Consider the following 23651-nt stretch of genomic DNA (forward strand, 5'->3'; position numbering starts at 1 on the left):
GGTTGGCGAGCGCGCAGCCCGCCGTGCCGCCGCCGATCACGATGAAGTCGTAGGCCTCCTCCATCGGATCAGCCGCCCTCCCCGCCGAAGCGCCGCCCGAAGCGCGAGGCGAGAAGCTCTCCGACGAGGCCGCGCCGGAACAGGAGCACGCAGACCATGAAGATCAGGCCGGTGATGACCGTGACCGGGAAGGCCGAGGTGGCGAGAGAGTTCTGGATCGCCACCACCAGGCCGGCGCCGACGATCGGCCCGAGCATCGTTCCGATGCCGCCAAGCAGCGTCATCAGGATGACCTCGCCCGACATCTGCCAGGTGACGTCGGTGAGCGTCGCGAACTGGAAGACCAGCGCCTTCATGCCGCCGGCCACGCCCGCCAGCGCCGCCGACATGACGAAGGCCGAGAGCTTGTAGGCGCTGACGGAATATCCCAGCGAAATGGCGCGGTTCTCGTTCTCGCGGATCGAGCGCAGGATCGTGCCGAAGGGCGAGTTGACGATCCGGTAGATCGCGAAGATCGCGGCGAGGAAGATCGCGAGCACGAAGAGATACATGGCCATCGGGTCGGCCAGATCGACGAGGCCGAGCGCCCGGCCGCGCGGCACGCCCTGCAGCCCGTCCTCGCCGCCGGTAAAGGGCGCCTGGAGGCAGAAGAAGAAGAGCATCTGCGAGAGCGCCAGCGTGATCATCGCAAAGTAGATGCCCTGGCGGCGGATCGCCAGCGCGCCGATCACGAGGCCGAGCAGGGCGGCGGCCGCCGCGCCGACGACGACGCCGAGTTCGGGCGTCAGCCCCCATTCCTTGACGGTGTAGGCGGTGACATAGGCCGCGCTGCCGAAGAAGGCGGCATGGCCGAAGGACAGGAGGCCGGTATAGCCGAGCAGAAGATTGAACGCCGCCGCAAAGAGCGCGAAGCACAGGATCTTCATGAGGAAGATCGGATAGAAGAAGAAGGGCGCGGCAACGAGAAGCCCGATCGCCACAAAGAGAAGCGCGAGCTTCGCGCCGAGGGAGGCCGGGCGCGCCGACGAGGAACCTGTAGCCGAAAGGCTCGTCATGCCGCCCTCCCGAACAGGCCGGCCGGGCGGATGAGCAGCACCACGGCCATGATCACGAAGACGACGATGTTGGAGGCTTCGGGGTAGAAGACCTTGGTCAACCCTTCGCAGAGGCCGAGCAGGTAGCCGGTGGCGATGGCGCCGCCGATCGAGCCCATGCCGCCGATCACCACGACCGCGAAGACCGTGATGATGATGTTGGTGCCCATCAAGGGGCTCACCTGATAGATCGGCGCCGCCAGGATGCCGGCGAGCCCGGCCAGCGCCGCCCCGAACCCGTAGGTCAGCGTCAGGAGAAGCGGCACGTTGATGCCGAAGGCGCGCACCAGCTGGGGGTTCTCGGTGGCGGCCCTGAGATACGCGCCGAGCCGCGTCTTCTCGATCAGCGCCCAGGTGGCAAGGCAGATGACGAGCGAAGCGACGACGATGAAGCCGCGATAGTTCGGCAGGAACATGAAGCCGAGATTGGTGCCGCCGGTGAGAAGCTGAGGCGGCGCATAGGGCTGACCCGAGGCGCCGTAGTAGTAGCGGAACGTGCCCTCGATGACGAGCGCGAGGCCGAAGGTGAAGAGGAGGCCATAGAGCGGATCGAGATCGGCGAGACGGCGCAGCGCGACGCGCTCTATGAGGGCGCCGAGCAGCCCGACCACGAGCGGCGCCAGGATCAGAGACGGCCAGAAGCCGATGCCGGCCACCGACAGAAAGAGATAGCCGGCAAAGGCGCCCAGCATGTATTGCGCGCCATGGGCGAAGTTGATGATGCGCAGCAGGCCGAAGATGATGGCAAGCCCGAGGCTCAGCATCGCGTAGAAGGACCCGTTGATCAGCCCGACGAGCAATTGCCCGAGAAAGGCCTGCACGGGCACGCCGAAGATCATCGTCATCCCGATCACACTCCCAGCGTTTGCGTCATCTGCGCCATGCGGTCCGGCAGTTCGGCGACAGCGAAGCCGTCCAGCACGCGCCCATGGTCCATGAGGTAGAAGCGGTCCGCCACCTTCGCGGCGAAGCGGAAGTTCTGCTCCACCAGAAGCACCGTCATGCCCCGCGCCTTCAAGACCTGAAGGATCTCGCCGATGCGCTGCACGATGACGGGCGCCAAGCCCTCCGTCGGCTCGTCGAGCAGCAGGAGCTTGACGCCGGAGCGAAGGATGCGGGCGATGGCGAGCATCTGCTGCTCGCCGCCCGAAAGCTGCGTGCCCCCGCTCTGGCGCCGCTCCTTCAGATTGGGGAAGAGCGCGTAGATTTCCTCCACGCTCATGCCGCCCGGCGCCACGATCGGCGGCAACAGCAGGTTCTCCTCCACCGAAAGGCTTGAGAAGATGCCGCGCTCCTCCGGCACGAAGCCGAGGCCCAGCCGGGCGACGCGGTGCAGCGGCACTTTCAGGAGATCGCGATCCTCGAAGCGCAGCGTGCCGCTGCGCTTGGGCAGAAGCCCCATGATGGCGCGCAGCGTCGTGGTCTTGCCAACGCCGTTGCGCCCGAGCAGCGTGACGGTTTCGCCGGGGAAGATGTCGAGATCGACGCCGTGCAGCGCCTGGCTTTCGCCATACCAGGCCTTGAGGCCGCGAACGCTGAGCAGCAGCTGGGCGCGGTCAGACATGGTCGGTTCCCATATAGGCGGTGCGCACGCGCTCGTCGGTGGAGACGGTGCGATAGTCGCCCGCCGCCAGGATCTCGCCGCGCTGGAGCACGGTGACGCGGTCGCAGAGATCGGCGACGACCTTCAGATTGTGCTCCACCATCAGCACCGCGTGGTTGCGGGCGACCTGTTTGATGATAGCGGCGATGACCTCGACATCCTCGTGCCCCATGCCGGCCATCGGCTCGTCCAGAAGCAGCACCTTGGGCTCCAGCGCCAGCGTGGTCGCGATCTCCAGAACGCGCTTGCGCCCATAGGACAGGCTGGCCGCCGGCCTGTCGCGCGCTTCGGTCAGTCCCACCGCGTCGATCAGCTCCATGGCGCACGCGTTCAGCCGGTCGAGGCTGGAGAGCGGGCGCCAGAACTGGATGGCGAGCCCGTTCCGGCGCTGCAGGGCGACGCGGACATTCTCCAGGATCGTCAGATGCGGAAAGGTCGCCGAGATCTGGAACGAGCGAACGAGCCCAAGGCGCGCCACCTTGGCCGGCGGGGTCTTGGTAATGTCCTCACCCAGAAGCGTGATCGTGCCCGAACTCGGCTGCAGGAACTTGGTCAGGAGGTTGAAGACCGTGGTCTTGCCCGCCCCGTTCGGGCCGATCAGCGCATGGACCTCGGCATGGCCGACGTCGAGATCGACATCGCGGACGGCGGTGAAGCCGCCGAAGTCGCGCCTGAGGCCCCGGCAGGACAGGACGGTCTCGCCCTTGGCGAGGCCCCGGCCGGGCGCCGCGTCCCCGGCGCCCCTGGCAAGGGCGCCGGGATGGGCGGTTGAGAGAATGCCGCTCATGCCCGCGCCGCTTACGGGGTAACCAGCGGGCAGTTGCTCTTGGCCGGATCGAGATAGGCTGTGTCGCCCAGCACGGTGGCGAGGACCTTGAAATAGTCCCAGGGCTTGGTGCTCTCGGCGGGCTTCTTCACCTCGAGAAGATACATGTCGTAGATCATGCGCCCGTTCTTGGCGACCTTGCCGCCGCGCGCGAAGACATCGTCCACCGGCATCTCGTGCAACGCCTTGGCAACTGGCTCGGTCGCGTCGGTCTTGGCCTTGTCGATGGCCTTCAGATACTGCAGCACGGCGGAATAGGTGCCGGCCTGGATCATGTTGGGCATGCGCTTGGTGCGCTCGAAGAAGCGCTGCGAGAAGGCGCGCGAGTCGTCGTCGCGGTCCCAGTAGAAGCCCTCCGTCAAGGACAGGCCCTGTGCCGCTTCGAGGCCGAGCCCGTGGACCTCGGCAAGGGTGAAGAGCAGCGCCGCCAGCCGCTGGCCGCCCGCAACGATGCCGAACTCCGCCGCCTGCTTCACCGCGTTGGACGTGTCGAGACCGGCATTGGCCATGCCGATGACCTTGGCGCCCGAGGACTGCGCCTGAAGCAGGAAGGAGGAGAAGTCCGTGTTGGACAGGGGATGGCGCACCGATCCCACAATCGTGCCGCCGCTCGCCTTGACGAAGTTCGATGTCTGCTCCTCCAGCGAGTAGCCGAAGGCATAATCAGCCGTCAGGAAGAACCAGCTGTCGCCGCCCTGCTTGACCAGCGCGCCGCCGGTGCCGACTGCGAGCGCATGGGTGTCGTAGGCCCAGTGGAAGCCATAGGGGCTGCAGGCCTTGCCGGTCAGGTCGGTGGTCGCCGCGCCGGTGACGATGTCGATCTTCTTCTTCTCCTTCGACAGGCCCTGCACGGCCAGCGCGACGGAGGAGGTCGTCAGTTCCATGATGGCGTCAACCTGTTCGGTGTCGTACCACTGGCGCGCGATGTTGGAGGCGATGTCGGGCTTGTTCTGGTGGTCGGCGGTGATGACCTCGATCTTCTTGCCGAGAACCGTGCCGCCAAAATCCTCCACCGCCATCTTGGCGGCCTCGAAGGACCAGCGGCCGCCGAAATCGGCATAGACGCCGGACTGGTCGTTCAGGATGCCGATCTTGACGATGTCGTCGGAGACCTCCTGCGCCTTCGCTTGCATCGAAGTGCTGGCCGCCAGCGCGAGCGTCGCGCCTGCCAGGACCGTCCGTTTGAGCCTGCCGGAAACCGTCATCGTTCCTCCCTTTCGTCGATTCCATCGATCGCCTGTCGGGAGTGTCGAGGGCCGCCTCTGGCGACCGCCGGGCCGCCGCGCGACGCGCAGGGCTACAGGCGGCGTCGGATCGACCGGCCGTGCTCGTCCTCCCCGCTTTCCCGCCCGTCTTCGCGCGCGCGTCGAAAGCCTCCTCACTGCCCTGCCGTCCCACGGGGCGATGCGGATGCGAAAGGCTAGCACCAAGCAGATGCGTTCAGAATGGCGTTTTTCGTACAAGCCTTGTACGAAAACGTAAGAGGAAGCCGGCTCGGGAGATCGCATTGCAGTTCGATTGGGACGATCTGCGGCATTTCCTGGCGGTTGCGCGCACGCGCCAGCTCTCCGCCGCCGCGCGACGGTTGCGCAGCAATCACGTGACCGTGTCCCGGCGGATCGACCGCTTGGAGAAGGCGCTCGCCATGCGCCTCTTCGAGCGCTCCGCGCGCGGCTACACGCTGACCATTCTGGGCGAGCGCCTCGTCGCCCATGCCGAGCGGATGGAGCGGGAGGTGGAGGGCTTCGGCGAGACGATCCTGGAAGCCGGCGGCTGGGCGAGAGGCGTGGCACGCCTGTCGACGCCGGAGGGGTTCGGCAATTTCTTCCTGGCCGAACGCCTGCCCGGCTTCGCGCGGGCCCATCCCGGCCTTCTCGTGGAATTCGTGACGATCCAGCAGATCGTCTCCCTGTCGCGCCGGGAGGCCGACCTGTCGGTGACGCTGAACGCGCCCGGCGCCGGGCCTTATCTCAGCGAGCGGATCGCCGGCTACCGGCTCTTTCTCTACGCCTCGCGCGACTATCTCGCCCGGCACGGGCCGATCGGCACACGGGGCGAGGTGAACCTTCATCCGCTGATCGGCTATGTCGAGGACATGATCTTCACGCCCGGCCTCGACTATCTCTCCGAGATTCTGCCCGGCATGCGCGCGGGCTATCAAAGCTCCTCCATCCAGGCCCAGTTGCAGGCGGTTCTGGCGGGGTTCGGGATCGGTATCCTGCCCTTCTTCATCGCCTCGCGCCACGCCGAGCTCGTGCCCATCCTGCCGCGCGAGCTGCATCTGGAGCGCGACTACTGGATGAGTTCGCACGAAGACCTCGCCGCCGCGCCGCGCATCCGGGTGCTGGCCGACTTCATCCGGCGGCAGGCGACAGAGTTCGGCCCGATCTTCCGCGCCGAAGCGCTGCTCGGCGCCTGAGGGCCGAGCAACGCTTGCGTGGCCTCGGGCCGCGAGATTAGCGCCGTTGCGGCGGGGCCGACCAGGTTTCGGCCTCGTCCACATAGGCCTTCCCCGCCTTCTTGTCGTAAAGGCAGAGTTTCGACAGGGACGAGCCGCGCGTGCGGTCCGACACCAGCATCGCGACCATGCCGACGCGATCGTCGAAGCCGACGATGGTGGAGGGCCGGGCGTTGCGGATGCCGCTGGCGGCAAGACAGGCCTTGGTCACGCGCGCGTCGAACTCGGCCCAGGCGTCGGCGCTCGATGCCAGCGCCGGGCCGGAGATCGCGGCGACAGTCAGACCGAAGACCAGGGGAACGGTGGGGATGCGCATGTCGTGTCGTCTTCCAGTGCAGTTGCGGGAACTCTCGCTCGACGGCGAGCGTGCGGGACCAAGCCGACGGTTTGATGACCTCGCTCGATGAGAGTTCGAGCAGGCGCCGAGCGCAACGGCGCTCTCGAGGGGCGGCGCGCGCCGCCCCTCGCCGCTCAAGCTCAGGCGCTCATGCGGGCCTTGGGATCGGTGCTCTCGGACTTGGCGCTCGGCGTATCGTTCACGCCGTCGAGATCGGGCGCATGGCCGTAGCTCATATTCTTCATCTGCTGGATGACGCGCGCCATTTCCTCGTCCGGCAGCACCGGCGGCTCGCCCAGGACGCGGGCCTGCACATAGAGGCGCGACAGCGTCTCCACCTCGACCGCCAGCGCCAAGGCGGCGCCCAGCGTCTTGCCGAGCGCGATCTGGCCGTGCTGGCCGAGCAGGCAGGCGAGCCGGTCTTCCAGCGCTTCGAGCGCGGCGTCGGACAGGGCCTGCGTGCCGAAGGTGGCGTAGCGGGAGCAGCGGATCGTGGTGCCGCCGGCGATCGCCGTCATGTAGTGAAAGCTCGGGATCGCGTGGTGATGCACGGCAAGCGTCGTCGCATAGACGGAATGGCAGTGGAGCACGCAGTCGATGTCGGTGCGCGCGGCGAGAATGTCGCGGTGAAAGCGCCATTCCGACGAGGGGCGCCGCTGGCCCTCATAGGTGCCGTCGAAGAACATCTGCACGAGATCGCCCGGCTGCATCCGGTCGTAGGGCAGCGACGTCGGCGTCACCAGGAAGCCCGCCGGATTGCGCACGGAAAGATTGCCGGCGGTGCCCTGGTTGATCCCGGTTTCGTTCATCCGGCGGCAGGTGGCGACCATTTCCTCGCGAAGGGCGGCGTCGTCATAGGCAGTCATGAGGCTTGGCTCCAGGGTCTGGACCGGTCGCACCAGTGCGACCAGTAGGACAAGAGATCGGGCAGGTCGGAAACATCGGGCGTTTCCACACTGAGCGGCGCGGGGGCGGCGCGCGTTTCGTGGCCGGCGAGAAGGGCCGCCCCGGTCGCCGTTCCGTGCGCGTCGCGGTTGACGAGAACTCGGACGCCCGGGTTGAGCGCGGCCAGGATCGCGCCGAACAGGGGATCGCGAACCAGCCCGCCGTCGAGAACGAGCGTGCGGGCCGGCGGCAGGTCCCGCAAGCATTGATTGGCGAGCATGGCGGCGTAGAGAAGGCCGAGCGTGAAGCGCAGGGTCGCGTCCCCCGCCAGCGGACCTTCGACAACGCCGCGCCGCGCGGTGCCGGGAAAGAGCCCGTCGTCTCCGCCGAAGGAGGGGAGAGCCAGCGTCCGGCCGGCGACGATGCGCCTCAGCGCCTCGCGCGTCGCCGGCCCGCGCGCCTCGCCCGCCACGGCCGCGAACTCCCGCCCGCCCATGGTCAGCATGCCCGGCACCGGGCGGCCGAGGACATCGGCATTGCAGGCGCGGCCGGGCGCTTCGCGATCGAGATCGACGCCGGACCGGTCCGTAAGCGCGACGATCCATGTGCCGGTCGAAACCACGGTGAGATCGGAGAGGCCGGCAGCCTGATAGCGGTAGAAATTGGCCGAGGAATCGTGAATGCCGCAGAGGACGCGCGTGTCCGGCGACAGGCCGCAGCGCTTCGCCAGCGCTGGCTTCAGGGGCCCAAGCGTCTCATAGGCGCGGCGAAGCGGGGGCAGGAGGCGCGCCCAGCCGCGCCGCTCGACGAGCCGCGCGGGGGCCCCGTCGGCGCTCGACCAGAGATGCGACTGCGCGGCAAGGCTCGTCACCTCGCCCGCCGCCACGCCGCAGAGGCGAAAGGCCCAGTATTGCGGCAGCGCCAGAAAGGCGCTCGCCCCGGCGAAGACATCCGGCCAGCCGCGCTCCAGCCAAAGCATCTGACGCGCCAGATGGGCCGAGCCCAGCATCACCGCGCTGCCCCGCTCGCGAAACGAGCCGACCATGGCGGCATAGTCCCGCACGACATCCACCGGCGGCTCCTGCTCGTAGTCGATCATCGGCATGGCCGCGCCGCTCTCATTCACCAGCACGCCGCCCGAACCGTGCGAACAGGCGACAATCGCCCCGATCGAATGGCGCGTTCCCAAGTCGGCGAGGCCGTCCAGCAACCAGGCTTCCAGGGCGGCGAGGTCGTGATGGCGGTAGGGCGGCCCATCCACCACGAGATTGCGCGCCGACATCTCCTCCAGGATCGCGCCGTCCGGGGTGGCGGCGAGAAGCTTCACATTGGTCTTGCCGACGTCGAAGACGGCGACGACGCTCATGCCGCCCCCTCGCCGCGCTTTCGCAGGATGCCGGCGAGCGCGGGCAGATGCGGGCGGATCGACTGCGCCACGACGACGGCGATCAGCGTGCCGCCCCAGATGGCGAGGGTCAGGTAGTTCGACAGGCCGAACTGGTTGAAGCCCGAGGAGATGACCTGGAGAATGGCGAGCGCCACCATGAGCCCGCCCACCGTGCCGAAGCCGCCGAACGGATCGACCCCGCCGAGCACTGCCGCGAGAATGGTGACGAGGAGGTAGGACTGCGCATAGTCCGCGCTGGCGGAATTGAAGATCACCAGCATGACCAGCGCGGCGACGAAGCAGACGAGGCTGGACAGCGTGTAGACGCCGATCAGCACCCGCTTCGTGTCGATGGCGGAATAGCGCGCCGCCTCCATGTTGGAGCCGATCATGTGGCAGGCGATGCCGAAGGCGGTCTTCTTCAGGACCAGCCCGACCACGACCGCGACGAGCACCATGACCACGAAGACCAAGGGCACGCCGAACAGGCTGGAATTGCCGATGCGGGAGACGAGGTCTGGCACGCCCGACAGCGCCATGCCGCGCGTGAGATAGATGCTGACCCCGTCGATCAGCGACTTGGTGCCGAGCGTGATGAGGATCGGGTGGACGCCGGTATAGGCAATGAGCGCGCCCGTCAGGAGGCCGATGACGAGGCAGAGAAGGAGGCCCGCCGCCAGCGCCAGCGCGACGCCGGCCAGCACCGCCCCGCCACCCGCCGCGGCGGGAATGGCGTTCTGCATGACGAAGACCATCAGCAGGGCGCATTGATTGGTGGTGGCGATGATCGCCAGATTCAGCCCGCCCGTGATGAGCGGCACGATCATGGCGAGCGACAGAAGCCCCAGAAGCGGCATCTGAAACATGAAGGACTGCAGCGTGCCGAGGCTGGCAAAGCCGGGAACCGCCAGCGAGAAGGCCAGCACCAGCGCGACCAGAAGGCCGGTCAGGCCGAGATGGGCGCCGGCAACGCCAGCCCGCAGCCGTGTCATGAAGCCGGCAAGGGCGCCGTCGTCGGCCAGGGGATGGGACGTCCGGTTCTCAAGCATGGGCGGCCTCGCCAAGGGTGCGATGGCGCCGACCGCGCCGGGAGGAGAGGAAGGTGAGCGAGGTGGAGGCGAGGATCGTGAGGCCGATCACGATCTGGAAGAAATAGGACGAGACGCCCAGAAGGTTCAGCCCGTTCTGCAGGATGGCGAGGAGAACGATGCCCAGCAGCACGCCCGGCACGGTGCCGATGCCCCCCGTCAGACTGGCGCCGCCGAGCACGGCGGCGGAGAGGACGGCAAGCTCCGTGTTCGCCATGGCGTTGGGCACGCTCTCGCCCACCCGGTGCGCCTGGAGAAGCCCGGCGAAGGCGGCGAGAAAGCCGAGGAACCCGTAGGCCACGAAATGGAGATGGCCGATCGAGATGCCGATACGCCGCGCCGCTTCCGTGTTGCCGCCCATGGCGTAGAGCTGCCGGCCCACCGCCGTCTTGTTCATCAAGGCCCAGGTGCCGAGGCTGACCACCACCATGGCCATGATGGGCAGCGTGACGCGAACCAGATCGCCGTTCGCCATCTCCGTCTCGTAGAAGGTGACGCGCGTCGTCCACCAGTCCGGCAGGTCGTAGATCGAGCGCCCGCCCGAGAAATACATGAGAAGCGAGAAGGTGACGCTCATCATCGCGATCGTGGCGATGATGGAGGGAATGCGCACGAAATGGATCAGCGCCGCGTTGAGACAGCCGAGCGCGGTGCCGAGCGCCAGACCCAGCCCGATCGCCAGCGGGGCGGGAAACCCCATGCGGGCGGCGAGAAGCGCCGCGACATATTGCGACACCGAGGCGGTGGCGGCGAAGGAAATGTCGATACCCCCAGAAACCAGCACGACGAAGAGGCCCATCGCCATGATGGCCTGCACGGAATAGGTTTCCAGAAGGTCGATGACGTTGGGCAGCGTCAGGAAGCCGGGCGCCATGGCGCCGAAGAACAGGACGGCGAGGACGATGACGCCGAAGAGCCAGGCTTCGGGGCGGCGCCGAAGGCGCGACAGGGCGGCGCGGCGGGGTCCGTGCGGGTGATCAGGCATAGATCCTCTCCTCCAACTGGCGCTCGCTGGTGCGCCCGGGCACGACTTCGTCGACGATCCGCCCGGCGCGCATGTGCAGCACCCGGTCGCAGGTGGCGAAGGCCTCGCTCACCTCGTCCGAGATGAAGATGATGCCCACGCCCTCGCGCGCCAGCTCAGCCACGATCTCGTAGATCCCCTGCTTGTTCTTGATGTCGACGCCCACCGTCGGCGCGTCGAGAATGAGCACGCTCGGCCGCGTCGCCAGCCATTTGGCGAGCACGACGCGCTGCTGGTTGCCGCCCGACAGGGTCTGCACGGGACGGTCGATGTCGGGCACCTTGATGGCGAGGCGGCGCACCCAGTCTCTCGCCAGATCGGCGCGCCGACGGCGCGGGATGAGGCCGGAGCGACCAGCGAGGTCCTTCATCACGGCGAGGCCGACATTGTCCTCGATCGACTGCGGCAGGATGACGCCGAGCGACAGGCGGTCCTCCGAGACATAGGCGATGCCGGCGCGCACGGCGTCCCGATTGGAGCGCAGCGACAGCGGCGCGCCGTTGAGGCGGATCGTCCCGCCCTCAGTGCGGTGCATGCCGAACAGCGTCAGCGCCAACTCCGTGCGCCCGGCGCCCAGAAGCCCGACGAGGCCCAGCACCTCGCCCCGGCGCAGGGTGAAGCTGACATCGGCGAACTCGCCGCGCCGCGACAGGCCCTCCACCGTCAGAAGCGGCTCGGCCGCGCTCATGTCGCGCGCCGCCACACCATGGTCGATGTCGAGCCCGGTCATGAGATGGGCGATGCGGCGCGGGTCCATCTCGGAGACCGGCCAGGTCCCGACCTTGCGCCCGTCGCGAAACACGGTGACGCGCTCGGCGATCTCGACCACCTCCTCAAGGCGGTGCGAGACGAAGACAACGGCGATCCCGTCCGCCTTCAACCGCGCCACGATGGCGAGCAGCCGGTTCACCTCGGCGCGGGTCAGCGAGGCCGTCGGCTCGTCCATGAAGATCAGCCGCGCTTTTGCCGCGAGCCCGCGCGCGATGGCGACGATCTGCCGTTCGGCGACGGGCAGGTCGGAGACGAGCGCGGACGGGTCGAGATCGAAGGCGAGCCGCGCCAGCACGGATTTGGCGAGGGCGCGCATGCGGGCGGCGCGAACCGGCTTGAGCGCGCCGCCGAGATAGGCGTCGATCGCGATGTTCTCGGCCACCGAAAGGTTGGGAAACAGCGACAGGTCCTGGAAGATGACCTGGATGCCGAGCGCCTTGGCGCGCGCTGGCGTCAGCGGCAGGACGTTCTCGCCCTCGATCTCGATCGTGCCTTCGCTCGGCGCGTGGACGCCGGCGATAGCCTTGATGAGCGTGGACTTGCCGCAGCCGTTCTCGCCGACGAGGCAATGGACCTCGCCCGGGCGCACGTCCCAGTCGATGCTCTCCAGCGCGCGCACGCCGCCGAAGCGCTTGGACAGGCCCGTCAGTTTGAGAAATGGAACGTCATCCGCCATCGGCCGCCTCCCACCGTCCGAAATGAGGAGCCGGCGGCCCGATCGGGCCGCCGGAGCAGGGGTCAGAGGCCGAGCGCGACCAGACGGTCGATATTAGCCTTGTCGAGGGATTCCAGTTTCTGGGCCTGGATCAGCCGCTTGTCGGGATAGACCCGCACGGGCCCGACGCCGGTGATCTCCATGTTGTCGGTGGGCTCCTTGCCCGCCGCCAGCAACGAGGAAAGCTGCGCGAAGACCTCGCCCGCCGTCAGCGGGTTCCAGATATAGCCGCCGCGAATGACGCCGGATTTGACGTATTTGGCGCCCTGGCCCGGTGAGAAGCCGCCGACCAGCGCGATGCTCTTGGCCTTGCCGCGATCGTCCAGAACGCGCCCGGCACCGATCGGGCCTTGGCTGCCGAAGGTCAGGATGCCCTTGAGATCGGGGTTGGCGCGCAGCTGGTCCTGCGTGGTCTTGATGCTTTCGTCGAGGCTTTCGGCGACGCCGAACCGATCCCCCACCATCTGCATCTTGGGATATTTCGTCTTTTGGTAGGCGATGGCGGCGTCGGCCCAGGCATTGTGCAGCGGCACGGTGAGCGAGCCGACATAGACGATATACTTGCCTTCCTCGCCCATCTCCTTGGCCAGAAGGTCCATATGCGCCTGGCCGTAGGCCTCGGTCGTGGTCAGCTCGAAGTCCCAGTCCTTTTCCTTCTGGTCCGGCCCTTCGTGGGCGAGAACCTTGATGCCGGCGGCGCGGGCTCGGCCGAGCACGGGCTCGAGCGCGGCGGAATCGTTGGGCACGATGCCGATCACGTTGACCTTACGGGCGATCAGGTCCTCGATGGCGCGGACCTGCTGGGCCGCGTCGGCCTGGGTCGGGCCGACCATCCAGGCATTGACCTTGTACTCCTTGGCGCCCTTCTTGATCCCTTCCTCCATCGCGTTGAACCAGGGAATGCCCCCGATCTTCACGACGATTCCGGCCTGCGGCTCGGCGCTCTGAGCCAAGGCGGCGGGGCCGGCGAGCGAGAGGGCCAGAAGACCTCCCATGGCCGCGAGAGCGCGGCGGCGCGACATCAGCATGTCTTATCCTCCCGTGTCATGAACCCGCCCGGCCTCCCCGCCGGTGCGGGACCCGCAGTGTCGAGCCGCGGATGGTGACGGCGCATTCGAGGCGCCTTGTTTTTTCAGGGGACTCATGGCCGTCCATGCGCCGGCGCAACAGCGCCCAGGCGGCCTTGGCCATGTCCTCCACCGGCTGACGCACGGCGGTGATGCCGGGCGAGACGAGCCGCATCCATTCCATCTCGTCGAACGAGGCGAAGGCGAGATCGGCCGGAATCCGAAGCTCCAGCGCGCCGATCAGCCGATAGGCCGCGAGCGAGGTCATGTGGTCGAGCGCGAACAGCGCGCCCGGCCGCTCGCGCTCCAGGCGCTCGCGCAGGCGGGCCGTCGCCTCCTCGCATTCGAAGCCGACTTCCAGCATCTCGGCGCGCATCGAGCCCGCCTCGGCGGCGAATCCGTCCCAGCGCTCGCGCACATTGCTGATGGCAAGGCTGGTGCCGACCACGAGGCAGCTTTCGATCCCGGCCTCCGCCATATGGCGCGCGAGGGCGCCGGACGCCGGTCCGTTGTCGACCGCCACGAGATCGAAGCGGCTGTCGTCGGGAATGCGGTCCGCCACCACGGCGGGAACGGCGAAGCCGGCGGGCAGGCGCGACGAGAGCGCCCCGTCGCAGGGAATGACGATCAGCCCCGCCGGACGCCAGGCGCGGATATTGGCGAGGCGGTCGGCCTCCTCCTTAGGGTCGTTGCGCGCCGAGACCACCGCCAGATCGAACCCGCCCTCACGCGCCTCGTGCTCCAGCGTGGAAACGAAGGCGGCGAACATGGGATTGGTGAGGTCCGGCACCACGACCGCCGCCAGCGCCGCCTTGCCCGAGCGCAGGCGCGAGGCGGCGATGTCGGTGACGTAGCCCAGTTCCTCGACGGCGGCGCGCACCCGCTCGGCAAAGTCGAACGACACGCTCGCCTTGCCGTTGATGACGTTGGAAACCGTGGCGATGGACACGCCTGCTCGCTCCGCCACCATGCGGATGGACGGCGTTTGTTGTCGCGACATGGACGCCCCTCCCAAGACGAACCGAGCCCAAACTTCGATCTGAACGTCAATAAAACGTTTCATCGGAGGCTAGACACGGGTCCGGACTTTGTCAATCATGCAGATCAGCAGCCGAGCGTCGGGCTTTGCTGCAAAGCGAAAGAACAGTTCGCGCTTGCGAGACTGCGCACTTGCAAAAGAACGAGACGTACCGGGAGGACGACATGAACAAGCTGGGTGTACACGCGCTGGTCTGGGAAGCAGGCTGGAGCGAGGCGGAATGCGCGCGGGCGATCGGCAAGACGGCCGAGATCGGCTTCGACTTCATCGAGGCGCCGGCGCTGGACCCGAGCCTGATCGACCCGGTCTTCACCCGCCGCCAGCTGGAGCAGGCCGGCATCGGCATCAACTTCTCGCTCGGCCTCGGTTTCGAGGACGACATTTCCTCGGGCGACCCGGAGAAGCGCGCGCGCGGCAAGCGCAAGCTGGAGGACGCGATCGCCGTGTGCCGCGACTGCGGCGGCGAAAACATCGGCGGCATTCTCTACTCCGCCTTCGGCAAATACGCGGTGCAGCCCACAGCCGAGGGCATTCGCCAGTCGGCCGAGACCCTGGCCGAAGTGGCCGAGATCGCCGCGCGCAGCAACATCACGCTCGCCCTGGAAGTGGTGAACCGCTACGAGACCAATATCTGCAACACGGCGGCGCAGGGCGTCGAAATGGTTCGGCTGATCGGCGCGCCGAACGTCAAGGTCCATCTCGACGTCTATCACATGAACATCGAGGAATCCGACATCGCGCAGGCGATCGTCGAGACCGGCGACGACATCGGCTATTTCCATACCGGCGATTCGCATCGCGGCTACATGGGCTCGGGCACGATCGACCTCGCCTCCGTGTTCCGCGCCCTTGTGCGCTGCCGCTACCAGGGGCCGATCACCTTCGAGAGCTTCTCCTCGCGCGTCGTCGGCCAGCCGCTGGAAGGCATTCTGGGCATCTGGCGCAACCTCTGGGAGGACAGCCACGACCTCGCCTCCCATGCGCTGATGTACACCAAGGCCCAGCTCAAGGCCGCGCAGGAAGCCGAGCGCCAGGCGAACGAGCGCAGCCGGCTTCCGCTGGGCTGACGCCGGCGCCCCTCTCCCACCCCGAATAATCGGAGGGCGACGACGCGTTCGTCGCCCTTTGCCGTTTCGCTAAATCCCGCGCCCCGAAAAAATTCGCCCCCGCACCGGATGGAATCCGCCGCTCCCGCGTATACGGGGCATGAAGGTTCGAAGTCCCGACATCCTCCCCCCTCGGTCCCAGGCTCTGGCGACCCGATGATCGGTATGCTCGCCTTCAGCGGCTCCTCCTCGCGGGGTCCGCATGTTCTCTCCGAGCGATCGCGAGACCGTCCCGGCGCCAGCGCGGCCCCCGCCGCGCCTCATAGGCGACGTGCCGACGCTCCTCGACCTCACCTCCCCCCTCTTCCGCTTCTCGCCCGCCCTCGTGGCGGCGCAAGCTCGCGGCTTCATCAAGGAGACAAACGGCATGGACACCAACGACCGTCAGGCCATCGAGCAGCTTTTCACCAAGCTCGAAGGCGTGGAGCGTCAGGCCGGGCCGCGCGACGCGGAGGCCGAAAGCTTCATCGCCTCGCGCGTTTCGCGCCAGCCGGGCGCGCCCTATTTCATGGCGCAGACCATCGTGATGCAGGAAATGGCGCTGGAAAGCGCCCAGCGCGAGCTGGAAGAGCTGCGCCGCGCCAAGGCGGCCGAGCCGCAGTCCAGCGGCGGAATGTTCGGCCGCCTGTTCGGCGGCAGCCAGACGCCTGAGCGCGCGCCCGCCCCAGTCGCCGGGCGAGGCCCCGCCGCCGCCGCAGCGGGTCCCTGGGGCGGATCGGCCGCCGCCCAGGCTCCTCAACAGGGCTATCCCCAGCAGGGCTACGCTCAGCAGGGGCGCGGCGGCGGCGGCGGATTCCTGGCCGGAGCCGCGCAGACCGCGATGGGCGTCGCCGGCGGCGTGCTTCTGGGCAATGCCATCGGCGGCATGTTCGGCGGGTCGGAGGCATCGGCCGAGACAGCCGCCGCCGAGCCGGCCGCTGCGGACGAGCCGCAGGTCGAGGAAACCTCCTACGACGAGGGCGGCTTCGACGATTTCGGCGGCGACGACGAGATCTGATACACTCTCTCCATCGGCACGGGCGGGGCACCTCCCCCGCCCGTGTCCTTTGTTTTCGCGACGCGCTAGCGCCGCCCAAAGAGATGGAACGTGATGGAAGCCTACATTGCCGAAATTGGCCATTTCGTGCGGACCCACCAGGGATGGGCCGGCGTGATCGTCGGCCTGATCTCGTTCGGCGAGTCGCTCGTGCTGGCCGGGCTCCTGATTCCGGCAACGGCCATCATGCTGGTGATCGGCGGCCTCGTCGGCACGGGCGTTCTCGATCCGGTGACGGTGCTGGTCGGCGCCATTCTGGGCGCGATCGTCGGCGACATCGTCTCCTATGCTCTCGGCCGCTGGCTCGGCCCCGGCATCGTCCATCGCAAGCCCCTGCGGCGCTACCGCCACGCCGTCGCCAAGACCCGGCTCTTCTTCCGCAAATACGGCTTCGCCGCCGTTCTGGTCGGCCGTTTCCTCGGCCCCATCCGCTCCACCGTGCCTCTGGTCGCGGGCATGATGGCGATGAACCAGGTGCGGTTCCAGATCGCCAACGTTCTCTCCGCCGTGCTCTGGGCGCCCTTGATGCTGGCCCCCGGCTGGATCGGCGCGCGCGGCCTGTCCGAGCTCGAATGGGTGGGGGGCGAGCACATGCTGGCGGTCGTCGCGCTGGTGATCGTGGTGACTGGGATCGGCACGGCCTATATCGGCAAGCACCTCGCCAAGCGCGCCAAGCCCCAGCGCGTGCGCGCGGCGGCGCAGCCCGGCCTCTGAGGCTTTGACTGGAAATGCGGCGGACGATCCGCAAGCGATCGTTCGCCGCTCGATGCTCGCCTTCGAAACGCTCCGCCCCTGGACGGACCAGACGTTGACGCCAATATTGCCGCGATGATCGCTCCTGAAACGAGTGGCGCCGACGCGCCCGGCGCTGCCGACAGCTCCGTCGGCGAAGACCCGCCCAGTCCGGCTCACCGAGCCCGGCTGGCGCCTGGACAAAGTGCCGGCAGGGACGTGCGTCCCCAATCCGAACCATTGACATCATCCCTCCCGGCCTTCGTGCCGGAGCGCGACGTCGCCCGGAGCCCCACCGCTTCCGGCGGCGCGCTCGCATCTATCCCCCACAAAAGGCCCTGACCTCCATGGAATGGATCGCAGACCCGAACGCTTGGATCGGGCTCGCGACGCTTGTCGTGCTCGAAATCGTCCTCGGCATCGACAATCTCGTCTTCATCGCCATCCTGGCCGAGAAGCTGCCGCCCGAGCAGCGCGACCGCGCCCGGCTGATCGGCCTTTCGCTGGCGCTGGTCATGCGCCTCGTTCTGCTCGCGTCGATCTCCTGGATCGTCACGCTGACCAGCCCGCTCTTCTCGCTCGGCAGCTTTTCCTTTTCGGGGCGCGACCTGATCCTCATCGTCGGCGGCGTGTTCCTGCTCGCCAAGGGTACGATGGAGCTGCACGAGAGGCTCGAAGGGCACGAAGCGAAGACGGGCGGCGTGCGCGTCGAGGCCGTGTTCTGGCAGGTGATCGCGCAGATCGTCATCCTCGATGCCGTGTTCTCGCTGGACAGCGTCATCACCGCCGTCGGCATGGTCGAGCATCTGATGGTCATGGTGATCGCCGTGATCGTCGCGATGGCGATCATGATGCTGGCCTCCAAGCCGCTCATGGCCTTCGTCAACCGGCATCCGACCGTCGTCATCCTGTGCCTCGGCTTCCTCCTGATGATCGGGTTCAGCCTCGTCACCGAAGGGTTCGGCTACCACCTTCCCAAGGGCTATCTCTACGCTGCCATCGGCTTCTCCGTCTTGATCGAGGCCGCCAACCAGTTCCGCAGCCGCAAGACGGACAGCGAGTTCGCGGGGATGGACATGCGCGAGCGCACGGCCGCCGCCGTGCTGAAGCTTCTGGGCGGTCGCCGCCGGGGCGAGGCGCGGCCGGAGCCCTCAGCCCACGGCGCGCCGGACAGCGAGCAGGTGGCCGTCTTCGCCCCGGCGGAAACGGACATGATCCAGGGCGTTCTGACGCTCGCCGAGCGCCCGGTGCGCACGATCATGTCGCCGCGCGCCGAGATCCAATGGATCGACCTCGGCGAGACGCAGGAGGAGGTCCGCGCCGACATTCTCGATCTCACCCATTCGACGGTGCTTCTGTGCCGCGACGGGCTCGACGGGTTCGTGGGCGTCGCGGCCACGACCGATCTCCTGCATTCGCTGGCAGAAGGCGCGACCGTCGATCTCCAGGCGAAGATGCGCCAGCCCGTGATCGTCCACGAGGGAACCAGCGTCCTTCGGCTGATGGAACAGCTGCGGCGATCCTCGACGCCGATTTCCATCGTCGTGGACGAATACGGCTCCGTCGTGGGCGTCGCGACCCCGACCGACATTCTGGAAGCCATCGCCGGCGAGTTTCCCGACCGCGACGAGGCGCCCGCCGACATGCACCTGACCGAGGACGGCAGCTGGACGCTCGACGGCTTCGTGGATGTCCACCGCGCCAGCGCGGCGCTGGGCGTCGATCTGGTGGACGCGAGCCATCGCTACACCACGCTGAACGGCTACATCGTGTGGAAGCTCGGCGACATTCCGCGCGACGGCCAGCGGTTTCGCGCGGACGGGCTGGAGATCGAGATTCTTGCCATGAAGGGCCGGACCGTGGACAAGGCGCGCCTGCGACTTCTCGCGGCCGAGGCGGTGAGCGAGATGGCGGATTGAACCCGCTCGGAACACACGCCGCCGGACAGGCCGCTTTCGGCATCGGGCGTTCCACGGCCCAGGCGCATCCGGCGCTCGCGCTCTGTGCGGGTGGGTCGAGACTCGACGGCTGCGGGGCGCACGTGTTTCGAACTGAGCGTCCATTCCGAAGCGGCAGCGCATGTCCGGCTTCCGGTCTCCACGCCCCGGTCGATCCGTGACGGGTCCGGGACGAAGCTTCACGGCGGCCAGAGCCACGCTTCGCGACGCCATCAGCCAGAGGTGGCGGGGCCACGTGCCGCTCGCGCGCCTCCTGTTCGTGGACATGCTCGTCTGGGGCACGATCCTGAACCTCACGACCACCGGCGCGTCGCTGATCCTCCTAGCGTTCGATGCGCCGATCTGGGCGGTGATCGCCGTCTGGCTCTCGTCCTGGCCCTGCAACGCCTTCCTGTGCCTCAGCGTCTGGCGCACGGCCGACCGCGCGAAACGAGGCGTGCTGCCTGCCCTCGCCGGCCCCCTCGCTACGATCTGGGCGCTCGGAATTTCCGTCGTCTGACACGCCGTCTCCGCTGAGAGGCATCGAGGACGGAACGCGCTATCGCGTCACGGATAGGGGAAAGGCGACCTGGAGGGCGAGGCCGGGGGCGTTGTCGGAGGCTGTCACCGAGGCCCCGTGCAATTCGGCGATGGCTGCGACCATGGCGAGGCCGAGGCCGGTGCCGGGCGTGCTTCGGCTGCGGTCGAGCCGGTAGAGACGCCGAAAGATGCGCTCCCGCTCCGCCTCGGGAACGCCGGGTCCGTTATCCCCAACGCAAAGCAGAGCCTCGCCCTCGGCGCGCCGCAGCGACATCACGATGAGGCTGGGCTCGGGAACATGGTTGATCGCGTTCTCGACCAGATTGACGAGGAGCTGGGTCAGGAGATCGGCGTCTCCCTCGATGAAGACCTGATCCTCGATCTCGGCTTCCAGCCGATGGCCGGCGTCCTGCGCGACGTCGCGGTAGATGTCGCAGACCCGCTCCGCCACCTCGGCCAGATCGAGCGTTCGAAACCGCGCGCGCCGGGCGCCGCCCTCGACCTGCGCGATCCGCAGAAGCGCGTTGAAGGTCTCGATGATCGTGTCGGCCTCCTCGATCGCGCCCTCGATCCCGCTCGTGAACTCGGCCCGGTCCTCCGGCGGGCGGCGGCTCAGGAGGTCCAGCCGCTGGCGCAGCCGGGCGATGGGCGTGCGCAGGTCGTGGGCGATGTCGGTGGACACCTGCCGCAGACTTTCCATCAGCGCTTCGATGCGCGCCAGCATCGCGTTGATGTCGGCGGACAGGCGGTCGATCTCGTCGCCATTGGCGGTGATCGGCAGGCGCACGGCAAGGCGGCCCGACACGACCTGATGCGTCAGGCCCGCGATCGCGTTCACCCGCCGCACCGGCCCTCGCGTGATGAGATAGCCCCCGCACAGCGCCACGATCGTGATCGCAAGGCACCCCAGAAGCAGGCAGCCCAGCATGATCTCCTGCGTCTCGTGCAGGACGTGGGAGTTCCGGCCGGTCAGCAGCCGAAAGTTTCCCAGCCTTTCGCCATGGCTGAATAGGCGCACCTCCCCGTCCGTGTTCATGGCGGCCGCATCCATCAGGTCCTGGCTCTGGCGCACCACGGCGTCCCCCATCCGGCCCTCGAACCAGCCCTCGCGCCAAAGCTCGGCGGGAATGTTGCCGGAGAGGAAAGCTCCGTTCTCGTCCAGGAGGAGATAGAAACTGTCGCCCGGCGCGCCTTCGGAGCGCTCGCGAACCGCCAGGCTCAGCTCGCGCCCGCCGCCCTCACGATAGGCGGAGCGGAAGGCGGCCATGTCGTGCAGGATCTCGCGCTCGGAAATGCCGCGGATTTCGCTCGTGGCGAAAGCGTAGGCCGCGCCCATGATCGCCGCCACCGAGACCACGAACAGAACGGCGTAGGCGGCGGCGAGGCGGAACGAGATCGTGCGGAAGACGGCGAATTCAGGCATCGAGCATATAGCCGGAGCCGCGCACGGTGCGGATCATCTCGGTGGCGAAGGGCCGGTCGATCTTGGCCCGCAGGCGACTGACATGGGTTTCCACCACATTGGTCTTGGGGTCGAAGTGGAAGTCCCAGACGCGTTCCAGCAGCATGGTGCGCGTCATCACCCGCCCCCGGTTGCGCATCATGTATTCGAGAAGGCGGAACTCGCGCGGCTTCAGGTCGATCGGCGCGCCCGCGCGCGTCACCGCGCGGGACAGAAGGTTCATCCGCAGCTCGCCGATTTCGAGCACCGTCTCCTCCCGCCGGCTCGGCGCCCGGCGGACCAGTGCGTTCAGCCGCGCCATGAGTTCGGAAAAGGCGAAGGGTTTCAGGAGATAGTCGTCCGCCCCGGCTTCCAGCCCCTCGACCCGGTCGTCGATGCCCCCGACCGAGGTCAGAAACAGGATCGGCACGTCCCGCCCGGCCGAGCGCAGCGCGCGCACCAGCGACAGGCCGTCGAGCTTGGGCAACATGCGATCCACCACGAGCACGTCGTAGCGCCGCGAGCAGGCCAGTTCCAACCCGGTCGGGCCGTCCGGCGCGTGGTCGAGTTCGTGCCCCTCCTCGCGCAGGCCGCCCGAGACATAATGCGCGGTCGACGGGTCGTCCTCGATCATCAGAATCTTCAAATCCTGCCTCGTCCCGCTTCGCTGCGAACTATACCAAACCGTATAGTTCCAGCGAGTTTTCCGCCACCAAGGCGGTGTAATTCGAAGGCTCCGATTCGTCTGTCGGAGCCGCCGCGCCGCTTGTCGCGCAAGGTTCGGCCCCGGCGGGCGCCGCCATGCCATTTCGTTTCGCGTAGGGCCTATATGCGTATCAGACGACCCCGGATCGGCAGCGTGACGCTGTCGATCCTCACCGCCGCCTTTCTCCTGTTTCTCACGAACTGGACGTTCTGGCGCAAAGCCTTCCTCTACTTCGCCGGGCACGAGGATCATCTCGCGCTGATGGCGATCGCGCTGTTCCTTCTGTTCGTCGCGCTGATGACGACGATCTCAGTCAAATACGCGACCAAGCCGCTGTTCATCGCCTTCATCCTGATCTCGGCCAGCGCCTCCTACTATGCCGACACGTTCGGCATCCTGATCTCGCGGGACATGATCCAGAACGTGGCGCTGACCTCGACCAGCGAGGCCCGGCACCTCGTCACGCCTGACCTGATCCGCCATCTCGCGCTCTACGGGCTTCTGCCCTCCGTTCTGATCTGTTGGGTCGAGATCGTCCATCGGCGCTTTCCCGCCAAGCTCCTCCACAATTGTCTGGTGATCTTCCCGGCCCTGGCGATCGCCGCCATCATCAGCCTTTCGACCTACTCCACCCTCGCCTCGACCTTTCGCGAGCATCGCGACCTGATCGGCAGTCTCAACCCTACCGCGCCCGTGGTGGCGGCCGTGCGCTACGCCTCGCACGAGATGCGCGAGCGCAACGTCGTCGCCCAACCGCTGGGCCGCGACGCGCGGCAGGGCGAGCGGATGGCTGGGTCGCAGAAGCCCGTCCTGACCATCCTCGTGATCGGCGAGACGGCGCGCGCGCAGAATTTCGGACTGAACGGCTATGTCAAAGACACGACGCCCGAGCTTGCCGCCCGCAACGTCGCCCATTTCACGGATGTGTCGAGCTGCGGAACCTCGACCGCTGTTTCCGTGCCGTGCATGTTCTCGGTCTATCCGCGCTCGGCCTATTCCGAATACAAGGCGCTCGCCACCGAGAACCTGACCGACGTCCTCGGCCATGCCGGCGTCAAGGTGAAGTGGTTCGACAACGACGCGGGCGCCTATCAGGTCGCCGACCGCATCCCCTACGAGTTCCTGCCCTCGACCAACGATCCCCGCTTCTGCTCGGGCGGCGAGTGCCAGGACGAGATCCTCGTGGAGCGGCTGAAGCGGGAGCTCGGCGAGATCAAGTCGAACACCGTCCTCGTCCTCCACCAGATCGGCAGCCACGGGCCGGCCTATCACGAGCGCTACCCCGAGAGCTTCGAGCGCTTCAAGCCGGCCTGCCACACCGCGCAGTTCGCGGACTGCACGCGCGACGAGATCGTCAGCGCCTACGACAACACGATCGCCTATACCGACCACGTGCTCGCCGAGATCATCGACCTGCTGCACGACCACACCGAGTTCGCGGGCTCGCTCCTGTTCCTGTCGGACCACGGCGAGTCGCTGGGCGAGAACGGCCTCTACCTCCACGGCACGCCCTACTTCCTCGCCCCGAAGACGCAGACGCAGGTGCCGATGGTGGCCTGGTTCTCGGACGGCTATCAGGCCCTGCGGCCGACCGACCTCGCCTGTCTCAAGGCCCAAAAGGACGCGCCCCTGTCGCAGGACAATCTCTTCCACACGATGCTGGGCATGATGGACGTCTCGACAAATGCCTACGACAAGGGGCTCGACGCCTTCGCCGCATGCCGCGATCCGGCGCCGTCCGGCGGCCTCGCCTCCGCCGCCGAACCCAGATCGTGAGCGAAGACGTCTCGTCGCCAAGCGCCTCGGCCATCGCGAAATCGGGATGGAGATTTTCTCCCGCCCGGTGCCTCTATGAGACG

General features: G+C 67.6%; 22 protein-coding genes. 7 read left to right on the plus strand and 15 right to left on the minus strand.

All coding sequences use genetic code 11. The features are described from left to right. Positions 1 to 68: 68 nt before the first annotated feature. The 5 genes from AUL32_RS18755 to AUL32_RS18775 are packed head-to-tail and all read right to left on the minus strand — an operon-like array spanning position 69 to position 4728. The gene (locus tag AUL32_RS18755; RefSeq protein WP_062118401.1) at positions 69 to 1055 is read right to left on the minus strand and encodes a branched-chain amino acid ABC transporter permease; all 987 of its coding nucleotides are present in this window, start codon (positions 1053 to 1055) and stop codon (positions 69 to 71) included. Next, positions 1052 to 1939, minus strand: a complete 888-nt coding sequence (locus AUL32_RS18760; protein ID WP_062118543.1) for a branched-chain amino acid ABC transporter permease — start codon at positions 1937 to 1939, stop codon at positions 1052 to 1054. The genes AUL32_RS18755 and AUL32_RS18760 overlap by 4 nt, the downstream gene beginning before the upstream one ends. A gap of 5 nt (positions 1940 to 1944) precedes the next feature. After that, positions 1945 to 2658: an ABC transporter ATP-binding protein gene (locus AUL32_RS18765; RefSeq protein WP_062118404.1), complete on the minus strand. Its 714-nt coding sequence runs from the start codon at positions 2656 to 2658 to the stop codon at positions 1945 to 1947. Then, the gene (locus tag AUL32_RS18770; protein WP_062118407.1) at positions 2651 to 3484 is read right to left on the minus strand and encodes an ABC transporter ATP-binding protein; all 834 of its coding nucleotides are present in this window, start codon (positions 3482 to 3484) and stop codon (positions 2651 to 2653) included. The genes AUL32_RS18765 and AUL32_RS18770 overlap by 8 nt, the downstream gene beginning before the upstream one ends. A gap of 11 nt (positions 3485 to 3495) precedes the next feature. Beyond that, positions 3496 to 4728, minus strand: coding sequence for an ABC transporter substrate-binding protein (locus AUL32_RS18775; protein WP_062118411.1), 1233 nt, complete (start codon positions 4726 to 4728; stop codon positions 3496 to 3498). Between the two features lie 302 nt (positions 4729 to 5030). Here AUL32_RS18775 and AUL32_RS18780 point away from each other — a divergent pair, with 302 nt between their 5' ends. Next, entirely contained in the window at positions 5031 to 5942 is a 912-nt protein-coding gene (locus AUL32_RS18780) for a LysR family transcriptional regulator (RefSeq protein ID WP_062118414.1), read from the plus strand. A 37-nt stretch (positions 5943 to 5979) separates the two neighbouring features. On the opposite strand, the gene AUL32_RS18785 is transcribed toward AUL32_RS18780, so the two are convergent. From AUL32_RS18785 to AUL32_RS18820, 8 genes are all read right to left on the minus strand, one after another. Beyond that, positions 5980 to 6297 (minus strand): hypothetical protein, encoded by a 318-nt coding sequence (locus AUL32_RS18785; protein ID WP_061978620.1) that lies wholly within the window; start codon positions 6295 to 6297, stop codon positions 5980 to 5982. 161 nt (positions 6298 to 6458) lie between these two features. Next, positions 6459 to 7184, minus strand: a complete 726-nt coding sequence (locus tag AUL32_RS18790) for a class II aldolase/adducin family protein (protein ID WP_061978621.1) — start codon at positions 7182 to 7184, stop codon at positions 6459 to 6461. Continuing rightward, complete coding sequence (locus tag AUL32_RS18795) at positions 7181 to 8569, minus strand: FGGY-family carbohydrate kinase (protein ID WP_062118416.1); 1389 nt, start codon at positions 8567 to 8569, stop codon at positions 7181 to 7183. Before AUL32_RS18795 ends, AUL32_RS18790 begins: the two co-directional genes overlap by 4 nt. Further along, on the minus strand, positions 8566 to 9639 hold the full coding sequence (locus AUL32_RS18800) for an ABC transporter permease (protein WP_082659835.1): 1074 nt from the start codon (positions 9637 to 9639) through the stop codon (positions 8566 to 8568). Before AUL32_RS18800 ends, AUL32_RS18795 begins: the two co-directional genes overlap by 4 nt. Beyond that, the gene (locus AUL32_RS18805; RefSeq protein ID WP_062118419.1) at positions 9632 to 10663 is read right to left on the minus strand and encodes an ABC transporter permease; all 1032 of its coding nucleotides are present in this window, start codon (positions 10661 to 10663) and stop codon (positions 9632 to 9634) included. The genes AUL32_RS18800 and AUL32_RS18805 overlap by 8 nt, the downstream gene beginning before the upstream one ends. Then, positions 10656 to 12149, minus strand: coding sequence for a sugar ABC transporter ATP-binding protein (locus tag AUL32_RS18810; RefSeq protein ID WP_062118422.1), 1494 nt, complete (start codon positions 12147 to 12149; stop codon positions 10656 to 10658). Before AUL32_RS18810 ends, AUL32_RS18805 begins: the two co-directional genes overlap by 8 nt. A 62-nt stretch (positions 12150 to 12211) precedes the next feature. Then, complete coding sequence (locus AUL32_RS18815; RefSeq protein WP_061978625.1) at positions 12212 to 13216, minus strand: substrate-binding domain-containing protein; 1005 nt, start codon at positions 13214 to 13216, stop codon at positions 12212 to 12214. Between the two features lie 16 nt (positions 13217 to 13232). Further along, entirely contained in the window at positions 13233 to 14255 is a 1023-nt protein-coding gene (locus AUL32_RS18820; RefSeq protein ID WP_062118425.1) for a LacI family DNA-binding transcriptional regulator, read from the minus strand. Positions 14256 to 14458: 203 nt separating this feature from the next. Between AUL32_RS18820 and AUL32_RS18825 the strand changes: the two genes are divergently transcribed. The 5 genes from AUL32_RS18825 to AUL32_RS18845 all read left to right on the plus strand — a co-directional run bounded on the left by AUL32_RS18825 (position 14459) and on the right by AUL32_RS18845 (position 19625). Continuing rightward, positions 14459 to 15361: a sugar phosphate isomerase/epimerase family protein gene (locus tag AUL32_RS18825; RefSeq protein WP_061978711.1), complete on the plus strand. Its 903-nt coding sequence runs from the start codon at positions 14459 to 14461 to the stop codon at positions 15359 to 15361. 241 nt (positions 15362 to 15602) lie between these two features. Beyond that, positions 15603 to 16397, plus strand: coding sequence for a DUF2076 domain-containing protein (locus tag AUL32_RS18830; RefSeq protein ID WP_244497976.1), 795 nt, complete (start codon positions 15603 to 15605; stop codon positions 16395 to 16397). 93 nt (positions 16398 to 16490) lie between these two features. Continuing rightward, positions 16491 to 17150 carry a DedA family protein gene (locus AUL32_RS18835; protein ID WP_062118428.1) on the plus strand — a complete coding sequence of 220 codons (660 nt, stop codon included), beginning with the start codon at positions 16491 to 16493 and terminating at the stop codon, positions 17148 to 17150. Positions 17151 to 17515: 365 nt separating this feature from the next. Continuing rightward, positions 17516 to 19087 carry a TerC family protein gene (locus tag AUL32_RS18840; RefSeq protein ID WP_062118431.1) on the plus strand — a complete coding sequence of 524 codons (1572 nt, stop codon included), beginning with the start codon at positions 17516 to 17518 and terminating at the stop codon, positions 19085 to 19087. 274 nt (positions 19088 to 19361) lie between these two features. Continuing rightward, the gene (locus AUL32_RS18845) at positions 19362 to 19625 is read left to right on the plus strand and encodes a hypothetical protein (RefSeq protein ID WP_062118434.1); all 264 of its coding nucleotides are present in this window, start codon (positions 19362 to 19364) and stop codon (positions 19623 to 19625) included. 39 nt (positions 19626 to 19664) lie between these two features. Here the strand turns inward: AUL32_RS18845 and AUL32_RS18850 are convergent, their stop codons facing one another. Together AUL32_RS18850 and AUL32_RS18855 are read right to left on the minus strand one after the other, a co-directional pair. Beyond that, a complete protein-coding gene (locus AUL32_RS18850; protein ID WP_062118437.1) occupies positions 19665 to 21068 on the minus strand; it encodes a sensor histidine kinase in 1404 nt (467 codons plus the stop codon). Then, entirely contained in the window at positions 21061 to 21732 is a 672-nt protein-coding gene (locus AUL32_RS18855) for a response regulator transcription factor (RefSeq protein ID WP_062118440.1), read from the minus strand. The genes AUL32_RS18850 and AUL32_RS18855 overlap by 8 nt, the downstream gene beginning before the upstream one ends. Before the next feature lie 183 nt (positions 21733 to 21915). On the opposite strand from AUL32_RS18855, the gene AUL32_RS18860 reads away from it, so the two are divergent. Further along, positions 21916 to 23568 (plus strand): phosphoethanolamine transferase, encoded by a 1653-nt coding sequence (locus AUL32_RS18860; RefSeq protein ID WP_062118553.1) that lies wholly within the window; start codon positions 21916 to 21918, stop codon positions 23566 to 23568. Positions 23569 to 23651 lie beyond the last annotated feature (83 nt).

The organism is Aureimonas sp. AU40 (genome assembly GCF_001463785.1).
Lineage (GTDB): Bacteria > Pseudomonadota > Alphaproteobacteria > Rhizobiales > Rhizobiaceae > Aureimonas.

What these genes read in the sequence shown, in the direction of transcription:
- AUL32_RS18755 (WP_062118401.1), bottom strand. Translation starts at nt 1,055, where the DNA reads ATGACGAGCCTTTCGGCTACAGGTTCCTCGTCGGCGCGCCCGGCCTCC.
- AUL32_RS18760 (WP_062118543.1), bottom strand. Translation starts at nt 1,939, where the DNA reads ATGACGATGATCTTCGGCGTGCCCGTGCAGGCCTTTCTCGGGCAATTG.
- AUL32_RS18765 (WP_062118404.1), bottom strand. Translation starts at nt 2,658, where the DNA reads ATGTCTGACCGCGCCCAGCTGCTGCTCAGCGTTCGCGGCCTCAAGGCC.
- AUL32_RS18770 (WP_062118407.1), bottom strand. Translation starts at nt 3,484, where the DNA reads ATGAGCGGCATTCTCTCAACCGCCCATCCCGGCGCCCTTGCCAGGGGC.
- AUL32_RS18775 (WP_062118411.1), bottom strand. Translation starts at nt 4,728, where the DNA reads ATGACGGTTTCCGGCAGGCTCAAACGGACGGTCCTGGCAGGCGCGACG.
- AUL32_RS18785 (WP_061978620.1), bottom strand. Translation starts at nt 6,297, where the DNA reads ATGCGCATCCCCACCGTTCCCCTGGTCTTCGGTCTGACTGTCGCCGCG.
- AUL32_RS18790 (WP_061978621.1), bottom strand. Translation starts at nt 7,184, where the DNA reads ATGACTGCCTATGACGACGCCGCCCTTCGCGAGGAAATGGTCGCCACC.
- AUL32_RS18795 (WP_062118416.1), bottom strand. Translation starts at nt 8,569, where the DNA reads ATGAGCGTCGTCGCCGTCTTCGACGTCGGCAAGACCAATGTGAAGCTT.
- AUL32_RS18800 (WP_082659835.1), bottom strand. Translation starts at nt 9,639, where the DNA reads ATGCTTGAGAACCGGACGTCCCATCCCCTGGCCGACGACGGCGCCCTT.
- AUL32_RS18805 (WP_062118419.1), bottom strand. Translation starts at nt 10,663, where the DNA reads ATGCCTGATCACCCGCACGGACCCCGCCGCGCCGCCCTGTCGCGCCTT.
- AUL32_RS18810 (WP_062118422.1), bottom strand. Translation starts at nt 12,149, where the DNA reads ATGGCGGATGACGTTCCATTTCTCAAACTGACGGGCCTGTCCAAGCGC.
- AUL32_RS18815 (WP_061978625.1), bottom strand. Translation starts at nt 13,216, where the DNA reads ATGCTGATGTCGCGCCGCCGCGCTCTCGCGGCCATGGGAGGTCTTCTG.
- AUL32_RS18820 (WP_062118425.1), bottom strand. Translation starts at nt 14,255, where the DNA reads ATGTCGCGACAACAAACGCCGTCCATCCGCATGGTGGCGGAGCGAGCA.
- AUL32_RS18825 (WP_061978711.1), top strand. Translation starts at nt 14,459, where the DNA reads ATGAACAAGCTGGGTGTACACGCGCTGGTCTGGGAAGCAGGCTGGAGC.
- AUL32_RS18830 (WP_244497976.1), top strand. Translation starts at nt 15,603, where the DNA reads ATGTTCTCTCCGAGCGATCGCGAGACCGTCCCGGCGCCAGCGCGGCCC.
- AUL32_RS18835 (WP_062118428.1), top strand. Translation starts at nt 16,491, where the DNA reads ATGGAAGCCTACATTGCCGAAATTGGCCATTTCGTGCGGACCCACCAG.
- AUL32_RS18840 (WP_062118431.1), top strand. Translation starts at nt 17,516, where the DNA reads ATGGAATGGATCGCAGACCCGAACGCTTGGATCGGGCTCGCGACGCTT.
- AUL32_RS18850 (WP_062118437.1), bottom strand. Translation starts at nt 21,068, where the DNA reads ATGCCTGAATTCGCCGTCTTCCGCACGATCTCGTTCCGCCTCGCCGCC.
- AUL32_RS18860 (WP_062118553.1), top strand. Translation starts at nt 21,916, where the DNA reads ATGCGTATCAGACGACCCCGGATCGGCAGCGTGACGCTGTCGATCCTC.